This window comes from Variovorax endophyticus, assembly GCF_025376855.1.
Lineage (GTDB): Bacteria > Pseudomonadota > Gammaproteobacteria > Burkholderiales > Burkholderiaceae_C > Variovorax.
The window spans coordinates 20,842-37,240 of the sequence record NZ_JAHUTH010000042.1 but is presented as its reverse complement, the minus strand read 5'-3'; the positions used below and the strand labels follow the sequence as shown (position 1 = coordinate 37,240).

The 16,399-nt window shown below is 68.3% G+C and carries 18 protein-coding genes and 3 tRNA genes; 15 read left to right on the top strand and 6 right to left on the bottom strand.

The window, feature by feature from the left end; all coding sequences use genetic code 11:
- Positions 1-18: 18 nt before the first annotated feature.
- The 4 genes from KV106_RS36280 (at position 19) to KV106_RS36265 (ending at position 2,697) form a co-directional block, all read left to right on the top strand.
- Positions 19-1,080 carry an aldo/keto reductase gene (locus KV106_RS36280; protein WP_261216684.1) on the top strand — a complete coding sequence of 354 codons (1,062 nt, stop codon included), beginning with the start codon at positions 19-21 and terminating at the stop codon, positions 1,078-1,080.
- A 16-nt stretch (positions 1,081-1,096) separates the two neighbouring features.
- Positions 1,097-1,591, top strand: a complete 495-nt coding sequence (locus tag KV106_RS36275) for an aminoacyl-tRNA deacylase (protein WP_261216682.1) — start codon at positions 1,097-1,099, stop codon at positions 1,589-1,591.
- 103 nt (positions 1,592-1,694) lie between these two features.
- Positions 1,695-2,333 carry a glycerol-3-phosphate 1-O-acyltransferase PlsY gene (gene plsY / locus KV106_RS36270; RefSeq protein WP_057594898.1) on the top strand — a complete coding sequence of 213 codons (639 nt, stop codon included), beginning with the start codon at positions 1,695-1,697 and terminating at the stop codon, positions 2,331-2,333.
- A gap of 10 nt (positions 2,334-2,343) precedes the next feature.
- Entirely contained in the window at positions 2,344-2,697 is a 354-nt protein-coding gene (locus KV106_RS36265; RefSeq protein ID WP_261216679.1) for a RidA family protein, read from the top strand.
- A gap of 15 nt (positions 2,698-2,712) precedes the next feature.
- Here KV106_RS36265 and KV106_RS36260 read toward each other — a convergent pair whose 3' ends face one another.
- Together KV106_RS36260 and KV106_RS36255 are read right to left on the bottom strand one after the other, a co-directional pair.
- Positions 2,713-3,363, bottom strand: coding sequence for a retropepsin-like aspartic protease family protein (locus KV106_RS36260; RefSeq protein WP_057594895.1), 651 nt, complete (start codon positions 3,361-3,363; stop codon positions 2,713-2,715).
- Positions 3,364-3,373: 10 nt separating this feature from the next.
- Positions 3,374-3,859, bottom strand: a complete 486-nt coding sequence (locus KV106_RS36255) for a YajQ family cyclic di-GMP-binding protein (RefSeq protein WP_057594893.1) — start codon at positions 3,857-3,859, stop codon at positions 3,374-3,376.
- A gap of 45 nt (positions 3,860-3,904) precedes the next feature.
- Between KV106_RS36255 and murB the strand changes: the two genes are divergently transcribed.
- Entirely contained in the window at positions 3,905-4,963 is a 1,059-nt protein-coding gene (murB, locus tag KV106_RS36250; protein ID WP_057594891.1) for a UDP-N-acetylmuramate dehydrogenase, read from the top strand.
- A gap of 12 nt (positions 4,964-4,975) precedes the next feature.
- Positions 4,976-5,815, top strand: coding sequence for a glycine-rich domain-containing protein (locus KV106_RS36245; protein WP_261216666.1), 840 nt, complete (start codon positions 4,976-4,978; stop codon positions 5,813-5,815).
- 81 nt (positions 5,816-5,896) lie between these two features.
- Here the strand turns inward: KV106_RS36245 and argG are convergent, their stop codons facing one another.
- The 4 genes from argG to KV106_RS36225 all read right to left on the bottom strand — a co-directional run bounded on the left by argG (position 5,897) and on the right by KV106_RS36225 (position 8,848).
- Positions 5,897-7,237 (bottom strand): argininosuccinate synthase, encoded by a 1,341-nt coding sequence (argG, locus tag KV106_RS36240; protein WP_057594890.1) that lies wholly within the window; start codon positions 7,235-7,237, stop codon positions 5,897-5,899.
- A 20-nt stretch (positions 7,238-7,257) separates the two neighbouring features.
- The gene (gene ppnP / locus KV106_RS36235; protein ID WP_057594888.1) at positions 7,258-7,581 is read right to left on the bottom strand and encodes a pyrimidine/purine nucleoside phosphorylase; all 324 of its coding nucleotides are present in this window, start codon (positions 7,579-7,581) and stop codon (positions 7,258-7,260) included.
- 129 nt (positions 7,582-7,710) lie between these two features.
- On the bottom strand, positions 7,711-8,343 hold the full coding sequence (locus KV106_RS36230; RefSeq protein ID WP_057594886.1) for a hypothetical protein: 633 nt from the start codon (positions 8,341-8,343) through the stop codon (positions 7,711-7,713).
- Positions 8,344-8,476: 133 nt separating this feature from the next.
- Positions 8,477-8,848 (bottom strand): ArsC family reductase, encoded by a 372-nt coding sequence (locus tag KV106_RS36225; protein ID WP_261216663.1) that lies wholly within the window; start codon positions 8,846-8,848, stop codon positions 8,477-8,479.
- A gap of 35 nt (positions 8,849-8,883) precedes the next feature.
- Here KV106_RS36225 and folC point away from each other — a divergent pair, with 35 nt between their 5' ends.
- The 9 genes from folC to KV106_RS36180 all read left to right on the top strand — a co-directional run bounded on the left by folC (position 8,884) and on the right by KV106_RS36180 (position 16,281).
- Positions 8,884-10,182, top strand: coding sequence for a bifunctional tetrahydrofolate synthase/dihydrofolate synthase (gene folC / locus KV106_RS36220; protein ID WP_261216727.1), 1,299 nt, complete (start codon positions 8,884-8,886; stop codon positions 10,180-10,182).
- A gap of 93 nt (positions 10,183-10,275) precedes the next feature.
- On the top strand, positions 10,276-11,166 hold the full coding sequence (locus KV106_RS36215; protein ID WP_261216661.1) for an SPOR domain-containing protein: 891 nt from the start codon (positions 10,276-10,278) through the stop codon (positions 11,164-11,166).
- Between the two features lie 22 nt (positions 11,167-11,188).
- Positions 11,189-11,674 carry a CvpA family protein gene (locus tag KV106_RS36210; RefSeq protein ID WP_261216659.1) on the top strand — a complete coding sequence of 162 codons (486 nt, stop codon included), beginning with the start codon at positions 11,189-11,191 and terminating at the stop codon, positions 11,672-11,674.
- A 12-nt stretch (positions 11,675-11,686) separates the two neighbouring features.
- The gene (purF, locus tag KV106_RS36205; protein WP_057596104.1) at positions 11,687-13,186 is read left to right on the top strand and encodes an amidophosphoribosyltransferase; all 1,500 of its coding nucleotides are present in this window, start codon (positions 11,687-11,689) and stop codon (positions 13,184-13,186) included.
- Between the two features lie 44 nt (positions 13,187-13,230).
- Positions 13,231-14,448, top strand: a complete 1,218-nt coding sequence (locus KV106_RS36200) for an O-succinylhomoserine sulfhydrylase (RefSeq protein ID WP_261216657.1) — start codon at positions 13,231-13,233, stop codon at positions 14,446-14,448.
- An 11-nt stretch (positions 14,449-14,459) separates the two neighbouring features.
- Positions 14,460-15,851 (top strand): glutamate--tRNA ligase, encoded by a 1,392-nt coding sequence (gltX, locus tag KV106_RS36195; RefSeq protein WP_261216656.1) that lies wholly within the window; start codon positions 14,460-14,462, stop codon positions 15,849-15,851.
- A 72-nt stretch (positions 15,852-15,923) separates the two neighbouring features.
- Positions 15,924-15,999 (top strand) — tRNA-Ala (locus KV106_RS36190).
- A gap of 60 nt (positions 16,000-16,059) precedes the next feature.
- A tRNA-Glu gene (locus tag KV106_RS36185) sits at positions 16,060-16,135 on the top strand.
- Positions 16,136-16,204: 69 nt separating this feature from the next.
- Positions 16,205-16,281: transfer RNA gene (locus KV106_RS36180), tRNA-Asp, on the top strand.
- The last annotated feature ends 118 nt before the right edge of the window (positions 16,282-16,399 follow it).

Genomic DNA, 16,399 nt, shown 5'->3' with positions numbered 1-16,399 from the left:
GGCGGTACATTTCCGCGCATGCAAAAAATCAGACTCGGTCAGAGCGACCTTCACGTCACGCCCATCTGCCTCGGCACCATGACCTTCGGCGAGCAGGTCGACGAGCCCACGGCCCATGCCATCCTGGCGCGCTCGCTCGAGCGCGGCGTCGACTTCATCGACACGGCCGAGATGTACTCGGTGCCCACGCGCCAGGAGACCTACGGCGCGACCGAGACCATCATCGGCAACTGGTTCGCGGCCAACCCCGGCGCGCGCCGGAAGCTGACGCTGGCGAGCAAGGTCGCGGGCCCGCTGCGCAACACGCCCTGGGTGCGCGAAGGCGTGGGCATGACGGGCGCGGACATCGTGGCCTCGTGCGACGCGAGCCTCAAGCGCCTGCAGACCGACGTGATCGACCTCTACCAGATCCACTGGCCCGAGCGCCACGTGCCGGCCTTCGGCAACATCTACTACGACCCGGCCAAGGAGGTCTCGCAGACCCCGATCCGCGAACAGCTCGAGGCGCTGGCCGGGCTGGTGAAGGCGGGGAAGATCCGCGCCATCGGCCTGTCGAACGAGACGCCCTACGGCGTGCACGAGTTCGTGCGGCTGGCCGAGGAGCACGGACTGCCGCGGGTGGCGACGGTGCAGAACGTCTACAACCTCGCGAGCCGCGGCGCCGAGAACGGCCTGGACGAAACCATGCACCGGCTCGGCGTGTCGCTGCTGGCCTATTCGCCGCTGGCCTACGGCCTGCTGACCGGCAAGTACGACCAGAGCGGCATCACCGGCCCGGACGCGCCACAGGAAGCGCGCATCACGCGCTACGAATCGGTGCGCAAGCTGCGCTGGGGCCGGCCCGACGCGCTCAAGGCCGCGCGCCGCTACAACCAGCTCGCGCGCGACAACGGCCTGACGCCGGTGAAGCTCGCGCTGGCCTTCTGCTACACCAAGTGGCAGGTGGCGAGCACCATCATCGGCGTGCGCACGGTCGAGCAGCTCGACGAGGACATCGATGCCTGGGGCACGACGCTGTCGCCCGAGCTGCTGGCCGAGATCGACGCGATCCGCTGGGAGATCCGCGACCCGGCCGCCTGAGCCGGCCTCGCCCGCCATGGCCAGGAAGAACGCCCACGTCTCCGAGACGCCCGCCACCCAGCTGCTGCGCGCCCACAAGGTCGCATTCACCGAGCACCCCTACGAATACATGGAGCACGGCGGCGCCCAGCGCGGCGCCGAGATGCTGGGGCTCGACCCGTTCATGGTGATCAAGACGCTGGTGATGCAGGACCAGGACGCCAGGCCGCTGGTGGTGCTGATGCACGGCAACCGCACCGTGTCGACCAAGAACCTCGCGCGCCAGATCGGCGCCAAGTCGGTCGAGCCCTGCAAGCCCGAGGTGGCGCAGCGCCACAGCGGCTACATGGTGGGCGGCACCTCGCCCTTCGGCACCAGGCGCGAAATGCCGGTGTACGTGGAGGCGACGGTGCTCGCGCTGCCGCGCATCGTGCTCAACGGCGGGCGGCGCGGTTACCTGATCGGCATCGACCCGCAGGTGTGCGTGCAGCTGCTGGGCGCGACCCCGGTGGAGTGCGCGCTGGCAGAATAGCCGGCTCCTGCGATTCGATCGTTGGCGCTGCGCGTCCCGCCCGGGGCGCATCGGCGCGGCGATGCGTCCCCCGAAGAACAACACCGATCCGCGGAGACCCGCCTTGACCTTTCACCTGCCTACCCTGATCGCCATCGTGGCGTCGTACCTGCTCGGCTCGCTGTCCTTCGCCGTCATCGTGAGCAGGGCGCTCGGCATGGCCGACCCGCGCAGCTACGGCAGCAAGAACCCCGGCGCGACCAACGTGCTGCGCTCGGGCAACAAGGGCGCGGCGCTGGCCACGCTGCTGCTCGACGCGGTCAAGGGCTGGGTGCCGGTGTTCGTGATCCGTCACTGGGGCGCCCAATGGGGCCTGGACGACGGCGTGGCCGCGGTGGCTGGCGTGGCCGCCTTCCTCGGCCACCTGTACCCGGTGTTCTTCGGCTTCCAGGGCGGCAAGGGCGTGGCGACGGCGGCCGGCGTGCTGGTGGGCATCGCGCCCTGGCTCGGGCTCGCGACCGGCGCCACCTGGCTGATCATCGCGGTGTTCTTCCGCTACTCCTCGCTCTCCTCGCTGGTCGCCGCCTTCTTCGCGCCGGCCTACTACCTGATCGGCGGCGGCATCGCGTGGCCGCTGAGCCGCACGGCGCTGGTCGCCATCATCGTCATGAGCCTGCTGCTGATCTGGCGGCATCGCGAGAACATCCGCCGGCTCGCCGCCGGCACCGAGTCCAAACTGGGCTCCAAAAAGAAAAAGGACTGAAGGAATCACCATGGGCACCATCACCCGCTTCCACGTCGGACCGCGTCTTTCCGAGACCGCGGTGCACAACGGCACCATCTACCTCGCGGGCCAGGTGCCCGACGACACCACGCAGGACATCCGCGGCCAGACCCAGCAGGTGCTGGCCATGGTCGACCGGCTGCTGGCCGAGGCCGGCAGCGACAAGTCGCGCATCCTCATGACCCAGATCTTCCTGGCCGACATCGCGGACATCACGGCGATGAACGAGGTCTGGGACGCCTGGATCCCGGCCGGCAACACGCCGCCGCGCGCGACGGTGCAGGCCAAGATGGCCAACACCGGCTACAAGATCGAGATCGTGGTGACGGCCGCGCAGGTCTGATTCGCGAGCTTCGTCTCAGTAGCGCTTCTCGAGCACCATCTGGTCGGCGTCGCGCCGCATCGAGAAGCGGTTGATGAAGCTGTTGCCCAGCAGCACGAAGGGCATGGACTGCGGCGAGACGATGGCCTCGAGGTCGTAGACCTCGACGTCGCCCACGCGCACCGAGCGCAGCCGCAGCAGGTAGCCGGGTGCCACGCCGTTGGCGGTGTTGACCTGCACCGGCCGGCCCTTGCTGTAGTCGAGGCCGATGCGCTGCGCGTCGGCCACCGACATGGCGACCGTGGTCGCGCCGGTGTCGAGCATGAAGGTGACCGGGCGATCGTTGATCAGGCCCTGGGTCATGAAATGGCCGCGGCTGTCGGCTGGCAGCACGATGCGGTTGCCGCTGCCGCCCGAGGGGCCGCCACCGCCGATGCTCACGGGCGTGTCCATGCGCAGCGTGACGCGCTTGCCCTCGGACTCGACCACCGCCTGCTCGGACTGCAGCGAAACCAGCTTCACGCCCTGGAAGCTCTCGCCCACCGCCACCGTCTTGGGCGCGCTGCCGTTGACGATCAGGATCGCGCGGCTGCCGATGGTGCCGGTCAGCATGACCGAGTCGGCCGCCTGGGCCGACGGCGCCGCCACCGCGGCCAGGACGAACGCGGCGACGGCGAATGCCTTCATGGGCCGGGGCTCAGTCGCGGAAGTTGTTGAAGGACAGCGGGGTATCGGGCACGTCCTTCTTGATCAGCGCCATGGCGGCCTGCAGGTCGTCGCGCTTGGCGCCGGTGACGCGCACCGCGTCGCCCTGGATCGCGGCCTGCACCTTGAGCTTGCTGTCCTTGATCAGGCGCTGGATCTTCTTGGCGATGTCGCCCTCGATGCCGTTCTTGATCTTGATGACCTGCTTGACCTTGTCGCCGCCGATCTTCTGCACGTCGCCCTTGTCGAGGAAACGCACGTCGACGCTGCGCTTGGTGAGCTTGCTGCGCAGGATGTCCTCGACCTGCACGAGCTGGAACTCGGCATCGCCGGTCATGGTGATTTCCTTGTCCTTGAGCTCGACCGCGGCCGCGGTGCCCTTGAAGTCGAAACGGGTGGCGATTTCCTTGGCGGTGTTCTCGACGGCGTTCTTGACCTCGGGCAGATTGGGTTCGCAGACGGTGTCGAAAGACGGCATGGGCTCTCCTCAGGTGTCACGGTAGCTGGATGCGACAATTCTCCCATGATCGTGGAGCACAACGTCCCGCTGCAGCCGTACAACAGCTTCGGCATCGTCGCGCGCGCGCAGCACCTGGTGCGCATCGCGAGCGAGGCCGACCTGGCCGCGCTGCATGCCGACACCGAATGGCGCGACGCGCCGCGTTTCGTGCTGGGCGGCGGCAGCAATATCGTGTTGACCGGCGACGTGAAGCCGCTGGTCCTGAAGGTGGAGATCCAGGGCCGCCGGCTGGTCGAGGAGACCCCGCGCGCCTGGATCGTGGAGGCCGGCGCCGGCGAGGTCTGGCACGACACCGTGCAGTGGACGCTGGCGCAGGGCTATCCGGGGCTCGAGAACCTCGCGATGATCCCGGGCACGGTGGGCGGCTCGCCGGTGCAGAACATCGGCGCCTACGGCGTCGAGCTGCAGGACCGCTTCGACTCGCTCGACGCCTTCGATCTGGAAACCGGCCGCAGCTTCACGCTCGACGCGGCCCAGTGCGCCTTCGGCTATCGCGACTCGGTGTTCAAGCACGTGCGCGGCGCCGGCGGCGCCAACGACTTCGGCCTCGCGGGCCGCGCGCTCATCACGCGCGTGCGCTTCCGGCTGCCCAAGCCCTGGAAGGCGGTGGCGGGCTACCTCGACCTGGAACGCAGGATGGAGGAGACCGGCAACTTCACGCCCGATGCGAACGATATCTTCGACTGGATCTGCGCCATCCGCCGCGCCAAGCTGCCCGATTGGCGGGTGCTGGGCAACGCAGGCAGCTTCTTCAAGAACCCGACCGTCACGCCCGAGCAGTGCGCCGACATCATCGCGCGCGAGCCGAAGATCGTGCATTACCCGATGGACGACGGCAGCATCAAGCTCGCGGCCGGCTGGTTGATCGACGCCTGCGGCTGGAAGGGCAAGTCGGTGGGCAATGCCGGCGTCTACGAGAAGCAGGCGCTGGTGCTGGTCAACCGCGGCGGCAGCGAGAACCCGGTGACCGGCGGCGAGGTGATGACGCTGGCCAAGGCGATCCAGACCAGCGTGTACGAGCGCTTCGGCATCCGGCTCGAGCCCGAGCCGGTGGTGGTCTGAACACCCGGGGACATGGACCTCGACTTCCTGCCCCTGAACTACCGCCGGCGCATCTTCGCGCTGGTGTGGCTGCGGCGGCTGGTGATCCTGGCGGCAATCGCCGCGCTGGCGTTCTCGAGCGGGCGCTGGTGGAGCATGGTGCTCGGGCTGATTGGCGCGGGCCTGCTGGTGGTGGTGATGGGCTGGTTCGAAACCAGCCTGCGCCGCCAGTTCGTTCGCGAGGCGCGGCTGCCGCCCTTCCTGGTCCACAAGCTGATCGCGGCCCATCCGCAGCTGAGCCGGCGCGACGCCGAGCTGGTGCTGCGCGGCCTGCGGCAGTTCTTCATGGCCCACCTGCGCAGCGGGCGCAAGTTCGTCGGCATGCCCTCGAAGGTGGCCGACACCGCCTGGCACGAGTTCATCCTCCATACCCAGGGCTACCAGCACTGGTGCCAGGCGGCCTTCGGCGGCCTCTTGCACCACACGCCGGCCGAGGTGCTGGGGCGCGATCCCAAGCGCAACGACGGTCTGCGTCGCAGCTGGTACTGGGCCTGCAAGGAGGAGAGCATCGATCCGCGCAAGCCCGCGCGGCTGCCCTTGCTGTTCGCGCTCGACGCCAAGTTCGGCATCGAGGGCGGCTTCAACTACGTGCCCGACTGCCGCGACATCGACCGGCAGGCCGGCTCCGATGCCCACTGCGGCACGAGCTTCGGCGAAGGCGGTTCCTCGAGCGGCGGCTGCGGCGGTGACGCGGGCGGCTTCGGCGGCAGCGAATCGAGCGGCGGCGATGGCGGCGGTGGCGATTCTTCCGGCGGCGGCGCGGATGGCGGCGGCTGCGGTGGTGGCTGCGGTGGCGGAGGCGGTGGGGACTGAGCGCCTCGCGCCGGTCGCACCCAAGAAAAAAGCAGGCGCGAGGCCTGCTTTTTTCATTCGAAGCCGGATGGGCGGATGGGCTTACTTGCCGCTGTCGTCGTTCGCGAGCTTCGGCAGCGCCGCGCCCTGGCTCGAGGCCAGCAGGCCGGTCTTGGTGTAGATGCCGAGCTTCTCGCGCGTGTCGACGATGTCGAGGTTGCGCATCGTCAGCTGGCCGATGCGGTCCAGCGGCGTGAACGCGCCCTCGACCTTTTCCATGCTCAGGCGTTCGGGCTTGTAGGTGAGGTTCGGCGACTCGGTGTTGAGGATCGAGTAGTCGTTGCCGCGGCGCAGCTCGACCGTGACCTCGCCGGTGATCGCACGCGCCACCCAGCGCTGGGCGGTCTCGCGCAGCATGATGGCCTGGGGGTCGAACCAGCGGCCCTGGTAGAGCAGGCGGCCCAGGCGGCGGCCGTGGTCGCGGTACTGCTCGATGGTGTCCTCGTTGTGGATGCCGGTCACCAGGCGCTCGTAGGCGATGAACAGCAGCGCGAGGCCGGGGGCCTCGTAGATGCCGCGGCTCTTGGCCTCGATGATGCGGTTCTCGATCTGGTCGCTCATGCCCAGGCCGTGGCGCCCGCCGATGCGGTTGGCCTCGAGGATCAGCTCGACCAGGTTGGGGTAGCTCACGCCGTTGAGCGCGACCGGCACGCCTTCCTCGAAGCGCACCGAGACGGTTTCGCGCTTGACCTCGACCTCGTCCTTCCAGAAGGCCACGCCCATGATCGGCTGCACGATCTGGATGCCGCTGTTGAGGTGCTCGAGGTCCTTGGCTTCGTGCGTGGCGCCGAGCATGTTGGAGTCGGTCGAGTAGGCCTTCTCGGCCGACATCTTGTAGGCGAAGCCGGCCTGCTGCATGAAGGCCGACATTTCGGCGCGGCCGCCGAGCTCGTCGATGAAGACCTGGTCGAGCCAGGGCTTGTAGATCTTCAGGCCCGGGTTGGTCAGCAGGCCGTAGCGGTAGAAGCGCTCGATGTCGTTGCCCTTGTAGGTGCTGCCGTCGCCCCAGATGTGGACGTCGTCTTCCTTCATGGCCGACACCAGCATCGTGCCGGTGACCGCGCGGCCCAGCGGCGTGGTGTTGAAGTAGGTGACGCCGGCCGTCGTGACGTGGAAGGCGCCGGCCTGCAGCGCGGCCAGGCCTTCGTTGGCGAGCTGCGCGCGGCAGTCGATCAGGCGCGCGTTCTCGGCGCCGTAGAGCATCGCCTTGCGCGGGATCTCGTCGTAGTCGGGCTCGTCGGGCTGGCCGAGGTTGGCGGTGTAGGCGTAGGGGATCGCGCCCTTGTTGCGCATCCAGTGCAGCGCCGCGCTGGTATCGAGGCCGCCCGAGAAGGCGATGCCGACCTTCTGGCCGGCGGGGACGTTTTGGAGGATGGTCGACATGCTGGGTGGCTCCGTGCGGTTCAGCCGAAGTGGCAGATGTAGCTGTAGGGCTCGCCGCTCACGCGGATCTGGAAGCTGGAGTTGCCCGGAACGTCGAACTTCTGGCCGGGGCCGGAGGCGATCCACTCGGTGCTGCCCGCGAGCTGGTATTCGCAGCTGCCGGCGGTCCCTTCCATGATCTCGGGGGCGCCGGTGTTGAAGGTCAGGGTGGACGGCAGGATCACGCCGACCGATTTCTTCGTGCCGTCGGCCAGCGTGAGGCTGTGGCTCACGCACTTGCCGTCGAAGTAGACATTGGCCTTGGTGGCCACAGCGGCGCTGTTCAGGGTGTCGGTAATCGTCATGGAATGGCGCCGGCGCCGGGGGCGTTCGGCTGGTCGAGGACGGCACCGCGCGGGCGGCGCACCCCTCAGGGGTTGGAGAAGTCCTCGATTTTAGGGGCTTGGCCGGCGGCGCCTGGCCGGCCGGCCGGCTCAGTGATGCCAGCCGTGGTAGCCGCCACCGCGCCAGCCGCCGTAGCCGCCGCGGTAACCGCCGTAGCCCCGGTAGCCGCCGCCCCAGCCGCGCGAGTAGCCGAGGTTCAGCGAGATGCCGACCGGCGGGTAGACGTAGGGCTGCGGATAGGCATAGGCCGGCTGCACGTAGACCGGCGCCGGATAGACCGCGGCCGGGTAGGCGGGCTGGGCATAGACCGGGGCCGGCTGCGTGCCCGACACCACCACGCCCGGCTCGGGCACGACGTCGTCCCAGGGCGAGCCCGTGCTGTATTGCTGGCCTTGCTGCTGGGCATAGCCGCGGTTGTCGCTTTCGACCGGGTAGGGCGTGAGCCGGTTCTGCGGCGTCACCGGCGCGGTGGTCACGCCATAGGCGTTGGCCTCGACGGGGATGGTGGCGCCCGGCTGGTAGTCGGTGCGCGTGGTGTAGCGGCGGCCGTTGTACTCGTAGGTGACGTTGTAGCTGGTGCCGGCGCCGTCGCGCACCGGCGTGGCCGAGAGCACGCGCGCCTGCACGGTCTGGCCCGACTGGGCATGGACCAGGCCCGCGCTGGCGGCGAGGACGCCGGCCAGCGAGAGGCCGAGGACGGTACGGATGGTCTGGGTATTCATGTTGGAGACTCCTGCGGATCGGACGCGGTGCGCTGCGAGGGTTGCCCGGCCGCGCCCGGTCCGGGTTCGACGCCGGCCCGCCAGGCGGGTTCCGGCATTTACACGGCGTTCACAGCACGGTTTTCACAGGCGCTTACAGCGACCTGGCCCATTGTTCGGCGTCGAAACCCGCCGTGATGTCGGCCTGGCGCGCTTTTTGGCGCCAGTCCACCACCGGCCGCTTGATCAGGCTGGGATTGGCGAGCAGCACGGCGCGCGCCGAGGCGGCGTCGACCACCGATTCGCGCGTGGCGTCGTCGAGCTTGCGCCAGGTGGTGCCGCGGCGGTTGACCAGCGTTTCCCAGCCCAGCGCGGCCAGCCAGCGGTCGAGCTCGGCCTCGGGCACGCCCTGTTTCTTGAAATCGTGGAAGCCGTAGGCGATGTCGTGGTCATCAAGCCAGGCGCGGGCGCGCTTGACGGTGTCGCAGTTCGGAATGCCGTACAGAGTGGTCGAAGGGGTTGTCATGGCGCCGATGATGCGCGAGCGGCGGGTGGGCGACAATCCCGGCCTCCATGGAAACCCTGAACGACTGGCTCGAGCGCGCCGAGCGCCTGCATCCCAAGAACATCGAGCTCGGACTCGAGCGCGCGCGCGAGATGGCCCAGCGCATGGCGCTGCGCTTCGGCTGCCCCGTGATCACGGTGGCCGGCACCAACGGCAAGGGCTCGACCTGCGCCATGCTGGAGTCGATCCTGATGCACGCCGGCTATCGCACGGCGGTCTTCACCTCGCCCCACCTGGTGCACTTCGAGGAGCGGCTGCGCCTGTCGGGCCAATCGGTCGATGCTTCCAAATTAATAGCAAACTTCGAAGCCGTGGAAAAGGCCCGGGGCGACCTGCCGCTGACCTATTTCGAGTTCACGACGCTCGGCATCCTGCGCTGCATGATCGAGGAGAAGCCCGACGTGGCGATCCTCGAGGTGGGCCTGGGCGGGCGGCTCGACGCCGTCAACATCATCGACGCCGACTGCTCGGTGATCACCAGCATCGACCTCGACCACATGGAATTCCTCGGCCCCGACCGCGAGAGCATCGGCTTCGAGAAGGCGGGCATCCTGCGCGCCGGCAAGCCGGCCATCGTGAGCGACCCGATGCCGCCGCAGAGCGTGGTCGACCATGCCGAGGCCATCGGCGCCGACCTCTGGCGCTTCGGGCGCGACTTCAACGTCTCGGGCGACAAGCAGCAGTGGGGCTGGAGCGGCCGCGGCCGGCGCTACAGCGGGCTGGCCTATCCGGCGCTGCGCGGCGCCAACCAGCTGGTCAACGCGGCCGGCGTGCTGGCGGCGCTCGAATCACTGCGCCAGCAGCTGCCGGTGACGGCACAGGCGATCCGCAGCGGCCTCGCGATGGTCGAGCTGCCGGGGCGCTTCCAGATCGTGCCGGGCCAGCCGGTGCTGGTGTTCGACGTGGCGCACAACGCGCACGCCGTGGCCGCGCTGACCGAGAACCTCGACGCGATGGGCTTCTACCCGACCACCCATGCCGTGTTCGGCGTGATGGCGGACAAGGACCTGGCGCCGATCCTCGCGCGCATCGGGCCGCTGATCGACCGCTGGTACTTCACCGACCTGCCGACCGCGCGCGCCGCCAAGGCGGCCGACCTGCTGGCCGCATGGCAGGCGCAGAACACGCGCAAGGACGCCGCCGGCGAGGTCTTCGCCGACCCCATGCAGGCGCTCCAGGCGGCCATCGAGCGCGCGGACCCCGCTGATAGAATCGTGGTCTTCGGATCGTTCTTCACCGTGGGCGGCGTGCTCGAGCATGGCACCCCCCGGCTGCAAGCCAAACACCTGTCCTAAACCTTGTCGCCCGGCGGCCGATTCGCAGGTCGATCTCGCCGGATTCCGCAGCTTCCCGCATCACTCGCAGCACTCCTTCAGGGACCGAACTTCATGGCGTTTTTCAAGTTCCGCGCGCGCGGCCCACAAGGCAACGAAGGACGCAGCGCACCGGCTGCGGTGCCGGCGGAAAGTGTCGAATCCATGCGCCGTCGCGCCCGCCACCGCCTGCTGGGCGCCGCGGTGCTGGTGCTGCTGGGCGTGATCGGTTTCCCGCTGCTGTTCGACACCCAGCCGCGCCCGGTGTCGGTCGACATCCCGATCGAGATTCCCGACCGCAACAAGGTCAAGCCGCTGCCGGTGCCCCAGGCGCCCGCGCCCGCTGCCACCAGCGGCAGCGACAACGGCGACACCCGCGTGGCCGCCGCGACGCCGTCGCGTCCCCCGGCCGCGTCGAGCGGCGGCATCATCACCGAGACCGCCGACGGCACCGAGATCGACGCCTCGGGCAAGCCGGTCAACGCCGCGCCGGCGCCCGCCCCCGCGCCGGCCAAGCCGGCCGAACTCAAGCCCGAGCCGAAACCGGAGCCCAAGCCCGAACCCAAACCCGAGGCCAAGCCGAAGCCCGAACCCAAGCCCGAGGCCAAGCCGGAACCGAAGCCCGCGCCCAAGCCCGCCGCGGTCGACGACGGCGCCCGTGCCCGCGCGCTGCTCGAAGGCAGGCCCGTCGCCGCCGCGCCCGCCACGCCCAAGCCCGCCGCCGCGTCGGACGACAACGGCCGCTTCGTGGTGCAGGTCGGTGCCTTCGCCGATGCCGACAAGGCCCGCGAGGTGCGGCAGAAGCTCGAGAAGGCCGGCCTCAAGACCTATGTGAACGTGGCGAAGACGGCCGACGGCGAACGCACGCGCGTGCGGGTCGGTCCCTTCGGCTCGCGCGCCGAGGCCGACAAGGCCGCCGAGCGGGTGAAGGCCTTGTCTTTGTCGGCCGCGATCCTCACCTTGTAATTCGCCACCGCCCGTAGCCGCCGTGGCCTTGCTCGACTGGATCGCCGTCGCGCTCATCGTGGTGTCGATGCTATTCGGCCTCGTGCGCGGGCTGGTGTTCGAAGTGATTTCGCTGGTCGGCTGGGTAGTGGCTTTCGTGGTGGCGCAGTGGTTCGCGTCCGATGTGGCGGCCTGGTTGCCGGCCGGCGATCCGCAGGCGTCCTGGCGCTATCCGCTGGCCTTCGTGCTGCTGTTCGTGGCGGTCGCGTTCGGCGTGGGCCTGGTGGCCGCGCTCACGCGCAAGCTGATCGCCGCCGTGGGATTGCGTCCGGTCGACCGGATCCTGGGCGGTGCCTTCGGCGCGGCCCGGGGCGCGGTAGCGCTGCTGGTGCTGGCAGTGGTTGTTCATTTGCTGGCGTTGAGCGACAGTGCCTGGTGGCACGAATCGCGCAGCGCCGTTGTTCTCGACGCGGCATTGCAGAGCCTGAAGCCTGCATTGCCCGAAAAATTGGCAAGCTACCTGCCCTGAGAGGATCGCTTCATGTGTGGAATCGTCGGCGTTGTCAGCAACGCACCCGTCAACCAGCTGCTCTATGACGCGCTGCTGCTGCTGCAGCACCGCGGCCAGGATGCGGCCGGCATCGTCACGCTGCAGGAACGCAAGTTCTTCATGCACAAGGCCAAGGGCATGGTGCGCGACGTGTTCCGCACCCGCAACATGCGCGCGCTGCCCGGCAGCGTCGGCCTGGGCCAGGTGCGCTATCCGACCGCGGGCAACGCCTACAGCGAGGAAGAGGCGCAGCCCTTCTACGTCAACGCGCCCTTCGGCATCGTGCTGGTGCACAACGGCAACCTGACCAACGCCCACGCACTGCGCGCCGAGCTGTTCTCGACCGACCACCGCCACACCAACACCGAGAGCGACTCCGAGGTGCTGCTCAACGTGCTCGCCAACGAGCTCGAGCAGGCATCGCACGGCGTGCCGCTGAATCCGGCCGAGGTGTTCGCCGCGGTGCGCAGCATGCACAAGCGCCTGCGCGGCTCGTATGCCGTGGTGTCGCTGATCGCGGGCCACGGCCTGCTGGCCTTCCGCGATCCCTACGGCATCCGCCCGCTGTGCATCGGCCGCAGTGCCGACGGCACCGTGATGGTGGCCAGCGAATCGGTGGCGCTCGAGGGCTCGGGCCACACCTTCGAGCGCAACGTGCTGCCGGGCGAGGCGGTGTTCGTCGACATGCAGGGCCAGCTCCATTCCATGCAGTGCGCCGAGGCGCCCACGCTCAATCCCTGCATCTTCGAGTTCGTGTACCTGGCGCGTCCCGACTCGGTGCTCGACGGCATCTCGGTCTACCAGGCGCGCCTGAACCTCGGCGAGACGCTGGCCAAGCGCGTGGTCTCGACCGTGCCGCCGAACCAGATCGACGTGATCATCCCGATCCCCGAATCGAGCCGCCCGAGCGCCACGCAGCTCGCGCACCTGCTGGGCATTCCGTACCGCGAGGGCTTCGTCAAGAACCGCTACGTGGGCCGTACCTTCATCATGCCGGGCCAGGGCGTGCGCAAGAAGTCGGTGCGCCAGAAGCTCAACGTGATCGCGAGCGAGTTCAAGGGCCGCAACGTGCTGCTGGTCGACGACTCGATCGTGCGCGGCACCACCAGCCGCGAGATCGTGCAGATGGCGCGCGACGCCGGCGCGCGCAAGGTCTACCTCGCGAGCGCCGCGCCGCCGGTGCGCTACCCCAACGTCTACGGCATCGACATGCCGACCAAGGACGAGCTGGTGGCGCACGACCGCACCGTGGAAGAGATCCGCGAGCTGATCGGCTGCGACGCGCTGATCTACCAGGACGTCGATGCGATGAAGCGCGCCATCGGCTCGCTCAACGGCAAGCTCGACGGCTTCGATGCCTCGTGCTTCGACGGCGTCTATGTCACCGGCGACATCGACACCGAAGCCATCTCGCGCATGAACGGCAACCGCCCGCGCATCGAGGAGACCGAAGAGGATTCCTCGCGCCTCGCGCTGCCCAACCTGAGCTGATCTTCTTCCGACGTTCCTCGTTGGCCTCGCGCCCGAAAGTTTCCGTGACCGATAGCCCCCTGCCTCCCGGCCTGCACCGCGATACGCTGGCCCTGCGCACCGCGCTCGAACGCAGCGTGCATGGCGAGCACTCCGAAGCGCTCTACCTCACCAGCGGCTTCGTGCAGCCCGACGCCGAGACCTCGGCCCGCCGCTTCGCCGGCACCGAGGAAGGCTTCACCTACGCGCGCACCTCGAACCCCACCGTCAGCAGCTTCGAGCGCCGGCTCGCCGCGATGGAAGGCACCGAGGCCGCGATCGCCGCGTCCAGCGGCATGGGCGCGATCCTCATGATGTGCATGGGCCTGCTCAAGGCCGGCGACCACGTCGTGTGCTCGCGCTCGATGTTCGGCTCGACCATCAACCTGATCGGGCGCGAGTTCGGCAAGTTCGGCGTCGAGACCACCTTCGTCTCGCAGACCGACGTGGCCGAGTGGCGCGCCGCGGTGCGTCCCACCACCCGGCTGCTGTTCGCCGAGACGCCGACCAATCCGCTGACCGAGGTCTGCGACATTCGCGCGCTGGCCGACGTGGCGCACGAGGCGGGCGCGCTGCTCGCGGTCGACAACTGCTTCTGCTCGCCGGCGCTGCAGCGGCCCGCCGAGCTCGGCGCCGACCTGATCATCCATTCGGGCACCAAGCATCTCGACGGCCAGGGCCGCGTGATGGCGGGCGCGATCTGCGGTCCCTCGAAGCTGATCGTCGACGTGTTCGGCCCGGTGGTTCGCACCGCGGGCATGGTGCTGTCGCCGTTCAATGCCTGGGTCGTGCTCAAGGGGCTCGAGACGCTCAACGTGCGCATGCAGGCGCACTGCGCGAACGCGCTGGCCGTCGCGCAATGGCTCGAGGCCCAGCCGGGCATCGAGCGCGTGTACTACCCGGGGCTCGCCTCGCATCCGCAGCATGAGCTGGCGATGCGCCAGCAGGCGGGGCAGGGCGGGGCGGTCGTGTCCTTCATCGTGAAGGGCGGCGATCCCGAGACCGCGCGCGCCAACGCCTTCCACGTCATCAACAGCACCGAGGTCGTGAGCATCGCCACCAACCTCGGCGACGTGAAGACCATCATCTCGCATCCGGCCACCACCTCGCACGGACGCCTGTCCGAAGCGCAGCGCCAGGCGGCCGGCATCGGCCAGGGCCTGATCCGCCTCGCGGTCGGCCTCGAGCACGTCGACGACATCAAGGCCGACCTGTCGCGCGGCCTTTCCACCCTGAATTTCTGAATCCCGCCTCCATGACCGGCAAAGTCCGCACCCGCATCGCTCCGTCTCCCACCGGCTTCCTGCACCTGGGCACCGCGCGCACCGCGCTCTATTCGTGGGCCTATGCGCGCCACCATGGCGGCGAGTTCGTGCTGCGCATCGAGGACACCGACGTCGCGCGCTCCACGCAGGATTCGACCGACCAGATCCTCGCGTCGATGCACTGGCTCGGCCTCGACTACGACGAAGGCCCGATCTACCAGATGCAGCGTCTCGAGCGCTACCAGGCCGTGATCGCGCAGATGCTCGAGGCCGGCACGGCCTACCACTGCTACGCCACGCCCGCCGAGCTCGACGAGATGCGCGAGGCGCAGAAGGCGCGCGGCGAGAAGACCCTGTACGACCGCCGCTGGCGCCCCGAGCCCGGCAAGGTGCTGCCGCCCATTCCCGAAGGCGTGCCGCCGGTGGTGCGCTTCTGCAATCCGCCCGAAGGCGACGTGACCTGGAACGACCTCGTCAAGGGCGAGATCACCATCAACAACCGCGAGATCGACGACCTCATCATCCTGCGGCCCGACGGTGTGCCCACCTACAACTTCGCCGTGGTGGTCGACGACTGGGATATGAACATCACGCACGTGTTCCGCGGCGACGAGCACATCAACAACACGCCGTGGCAGATCAACATCTTCCACGCGCTCGGCGCACCGCTGCCGCAGTTCGGCCATGTGCCCGTGATCCTCGGCGACGACGGCCAGAAGCTCTCGAAGCGCCGCGGCGCCGTGAGCGTGACCGCTTACGAAGACAACGGCTACCTGCCCGAGGCGATGCTCAACTATCTCGCGCGCCTCGGCTGGAGCCACGGCGACGACGAGCTGTTCACGCGCGAGCAGATGGTGAGCTGGTTCGACGGCTCGCACCTGTCGAAGAGCCCGGCGCAATGGGACGCGGCCAAGCTCGCATGGGTCAACGCGCAGTACATCAAGGCCAAGAGCGACGACGCGCTCGCGCCGCTGGTGGCCGCGCAACTGAAGAAGCGCGGCATCGAGGCCGACGATCGGCTCGCCGCCATCTGCGCGCTGTTCAAGGACCGCTGCGAGACCACCGTCGCACTGGCCGACTGGGCCGCGGCTTTCTATGCAGACGTCCACGCGAGCGAAGCGGATCGTGCGCAACACATCACCGATGCGGTGAAGCCTGCGGTGGCCACACTTGCGGATAAACTCTCCACCCTTCCGACGTGGGACAAGGCGACGATCGCCGCGGCCATCAAGGAAACCTTGGCTGCGCATTCGCTCAAGATGCCTGCTCTGGCGATGCCGGTGCGTGTTCTCGTGATGGGGACGCCACAGACGCCATCGCTCGATGCGGTCCTCGCGATTTTTTCTAAAGAAAAAATCATCGAGCGTTTGAAAGTGGCCTAAAAATCGGTCTATAATTTGAGGCTCGACACCGACACAAGGTGATTCTGAAAAGAAGCACTGGAATGTCAAAGAGGGGGTATAGCTCAGCTGGGAGAGCGCTTGCATGGCATGCAAGAGGTCATCGGTTCGATCCCGTTTACCTCCACCATCAAAAGTGTCGAGAAGAGAAGAGAAGAAGTGCTGATCGCAGCACGGTTCCTAAGGTTTTGACCCTATCGTCTAGAGGCCTAGGACACCACCCTTTCACGGTGGCTACCGGGGTTCGAATCCCCGTAGGGTCGCCAGTTTCATGCAAGTGAAGCAGGCACGAGTCGTCAACACTCGGCTCCGCAAGGAGTGAACGTTGTCTACCAGGAGTGGTAGTTCAGTTGGTTAGAATACCGGCCTGTCACGCCGGGGGTCGCGGGTTCGAGTCCCGTCCACTCCGCCACACAAAGCAACGGGCTACGCGAGCGATCGCGTAGCCCGTTTGTCTTTTCGGGTTTCGATTCCTTGTTGGGCTGGTCATCGTGCGCGACGAGTGGCCCAAAACGAACAAAGCCCGCACG

Excerpts from the sequence above, each read along its gene's own strand:
- KV106_RS36280 (WP_261216684.1), top strand. The coding sequence starts at position 19 with ATGCAAAAAATCAGACTCGGTCAGAGCGACCTTCACGTCACGCCCATC.
- KV106_RS36275 (WP_261216682.1), top strand. The coding sequence starts at position 1,097 with ATGGCCAGGAAGAACGCCCACGTCTCCGAGACGCCCGCCACCCAGCTG.
- KV106_RS36265 (WP_261216679.1), top strand. The coding sequence starts at position 2,344 with ATGGGCACCATCACCCGCTTCCACGTCGGACCGCGTCTTTCCGAGACC.
- KV106_RS36260 (WP_057594895.1), bottom strand. The coding sequence starts at position 3,363 with ATGAAGGCATTCGCCGTCGCCGCGTTCGTCCTGGCCGCGGTGGCGGCG.
- KV106_RS36255 (WP_057594893.1), bottom strand. The coding sequence starts at position 3,859 with ATGCCGTCTTTCGACACCGTCTGCGAACCCAATCTGCCCGAGGTCAAG.
- murB (WP_057594891.1), top strand. The coding sequence starts at position 3,905 with ATGATCGTGGAGCACAACGTCCCGCTGCAGCCGTACAACAGCTTCGGC.
- KV106_RS36245 (WP_261216666.1), top strand. The coding sequence starts at position 4,976 with ATGGACCTCGACTTCCTGCCCCTGAACTACCGCCGGCGCATCTTCGCG.
- argG (WP_057594890.1), bottom strand. The coding sequence starts at position 7,237 with ATGTCGACCATCCTCCAAAACGTCCCCGCCGGCCAGAAGGTCGGCATC.
- ppnP (WP_057594888.1), bottom strand. The coding sequence starts at position 7,581 with ATGACGATTACCGACACCCTGAACAGCGCCGCTGTGGCCACCAAGGCC.
- KV106_RS36230 (WP_057594886.1), bottom strand. The coding sequence starts at position 8,343 with ATGAATACCCAGACCATCCGTACCGTCCTCGGCCTCTCGCTGGCCGGC.
- KV106_RS36225 (WP_261216663.1), bottom strand. The coding sequence starts at position 8,848 with ATGACAACCCCTTCGACCACTCTGTACGGCATTCCGAACTGCGACACC.
- KV106_RS36215 (WP_261216661.1), top strand. The coding sequence starts at position 10,276 with ATGGCGTTTTTCAAGTTCCGCGCGCGCGGCCCACAAGGCAACGAAGGA.
- purF (WP_057596104.1), top strand. The coding sequence starts at position 11,687 with ATGTGTGGAATCGTCGGCGTTGTCAGCAACGCACCCGTCAACCAGCTG.
- gltX (WP_261216656.1), top strand. The coding sequence starts at position 14,460 with ATGACCGGCAAAGTCCGCACCCGCATCGCTCCGTCTCCCACCGGCTTC.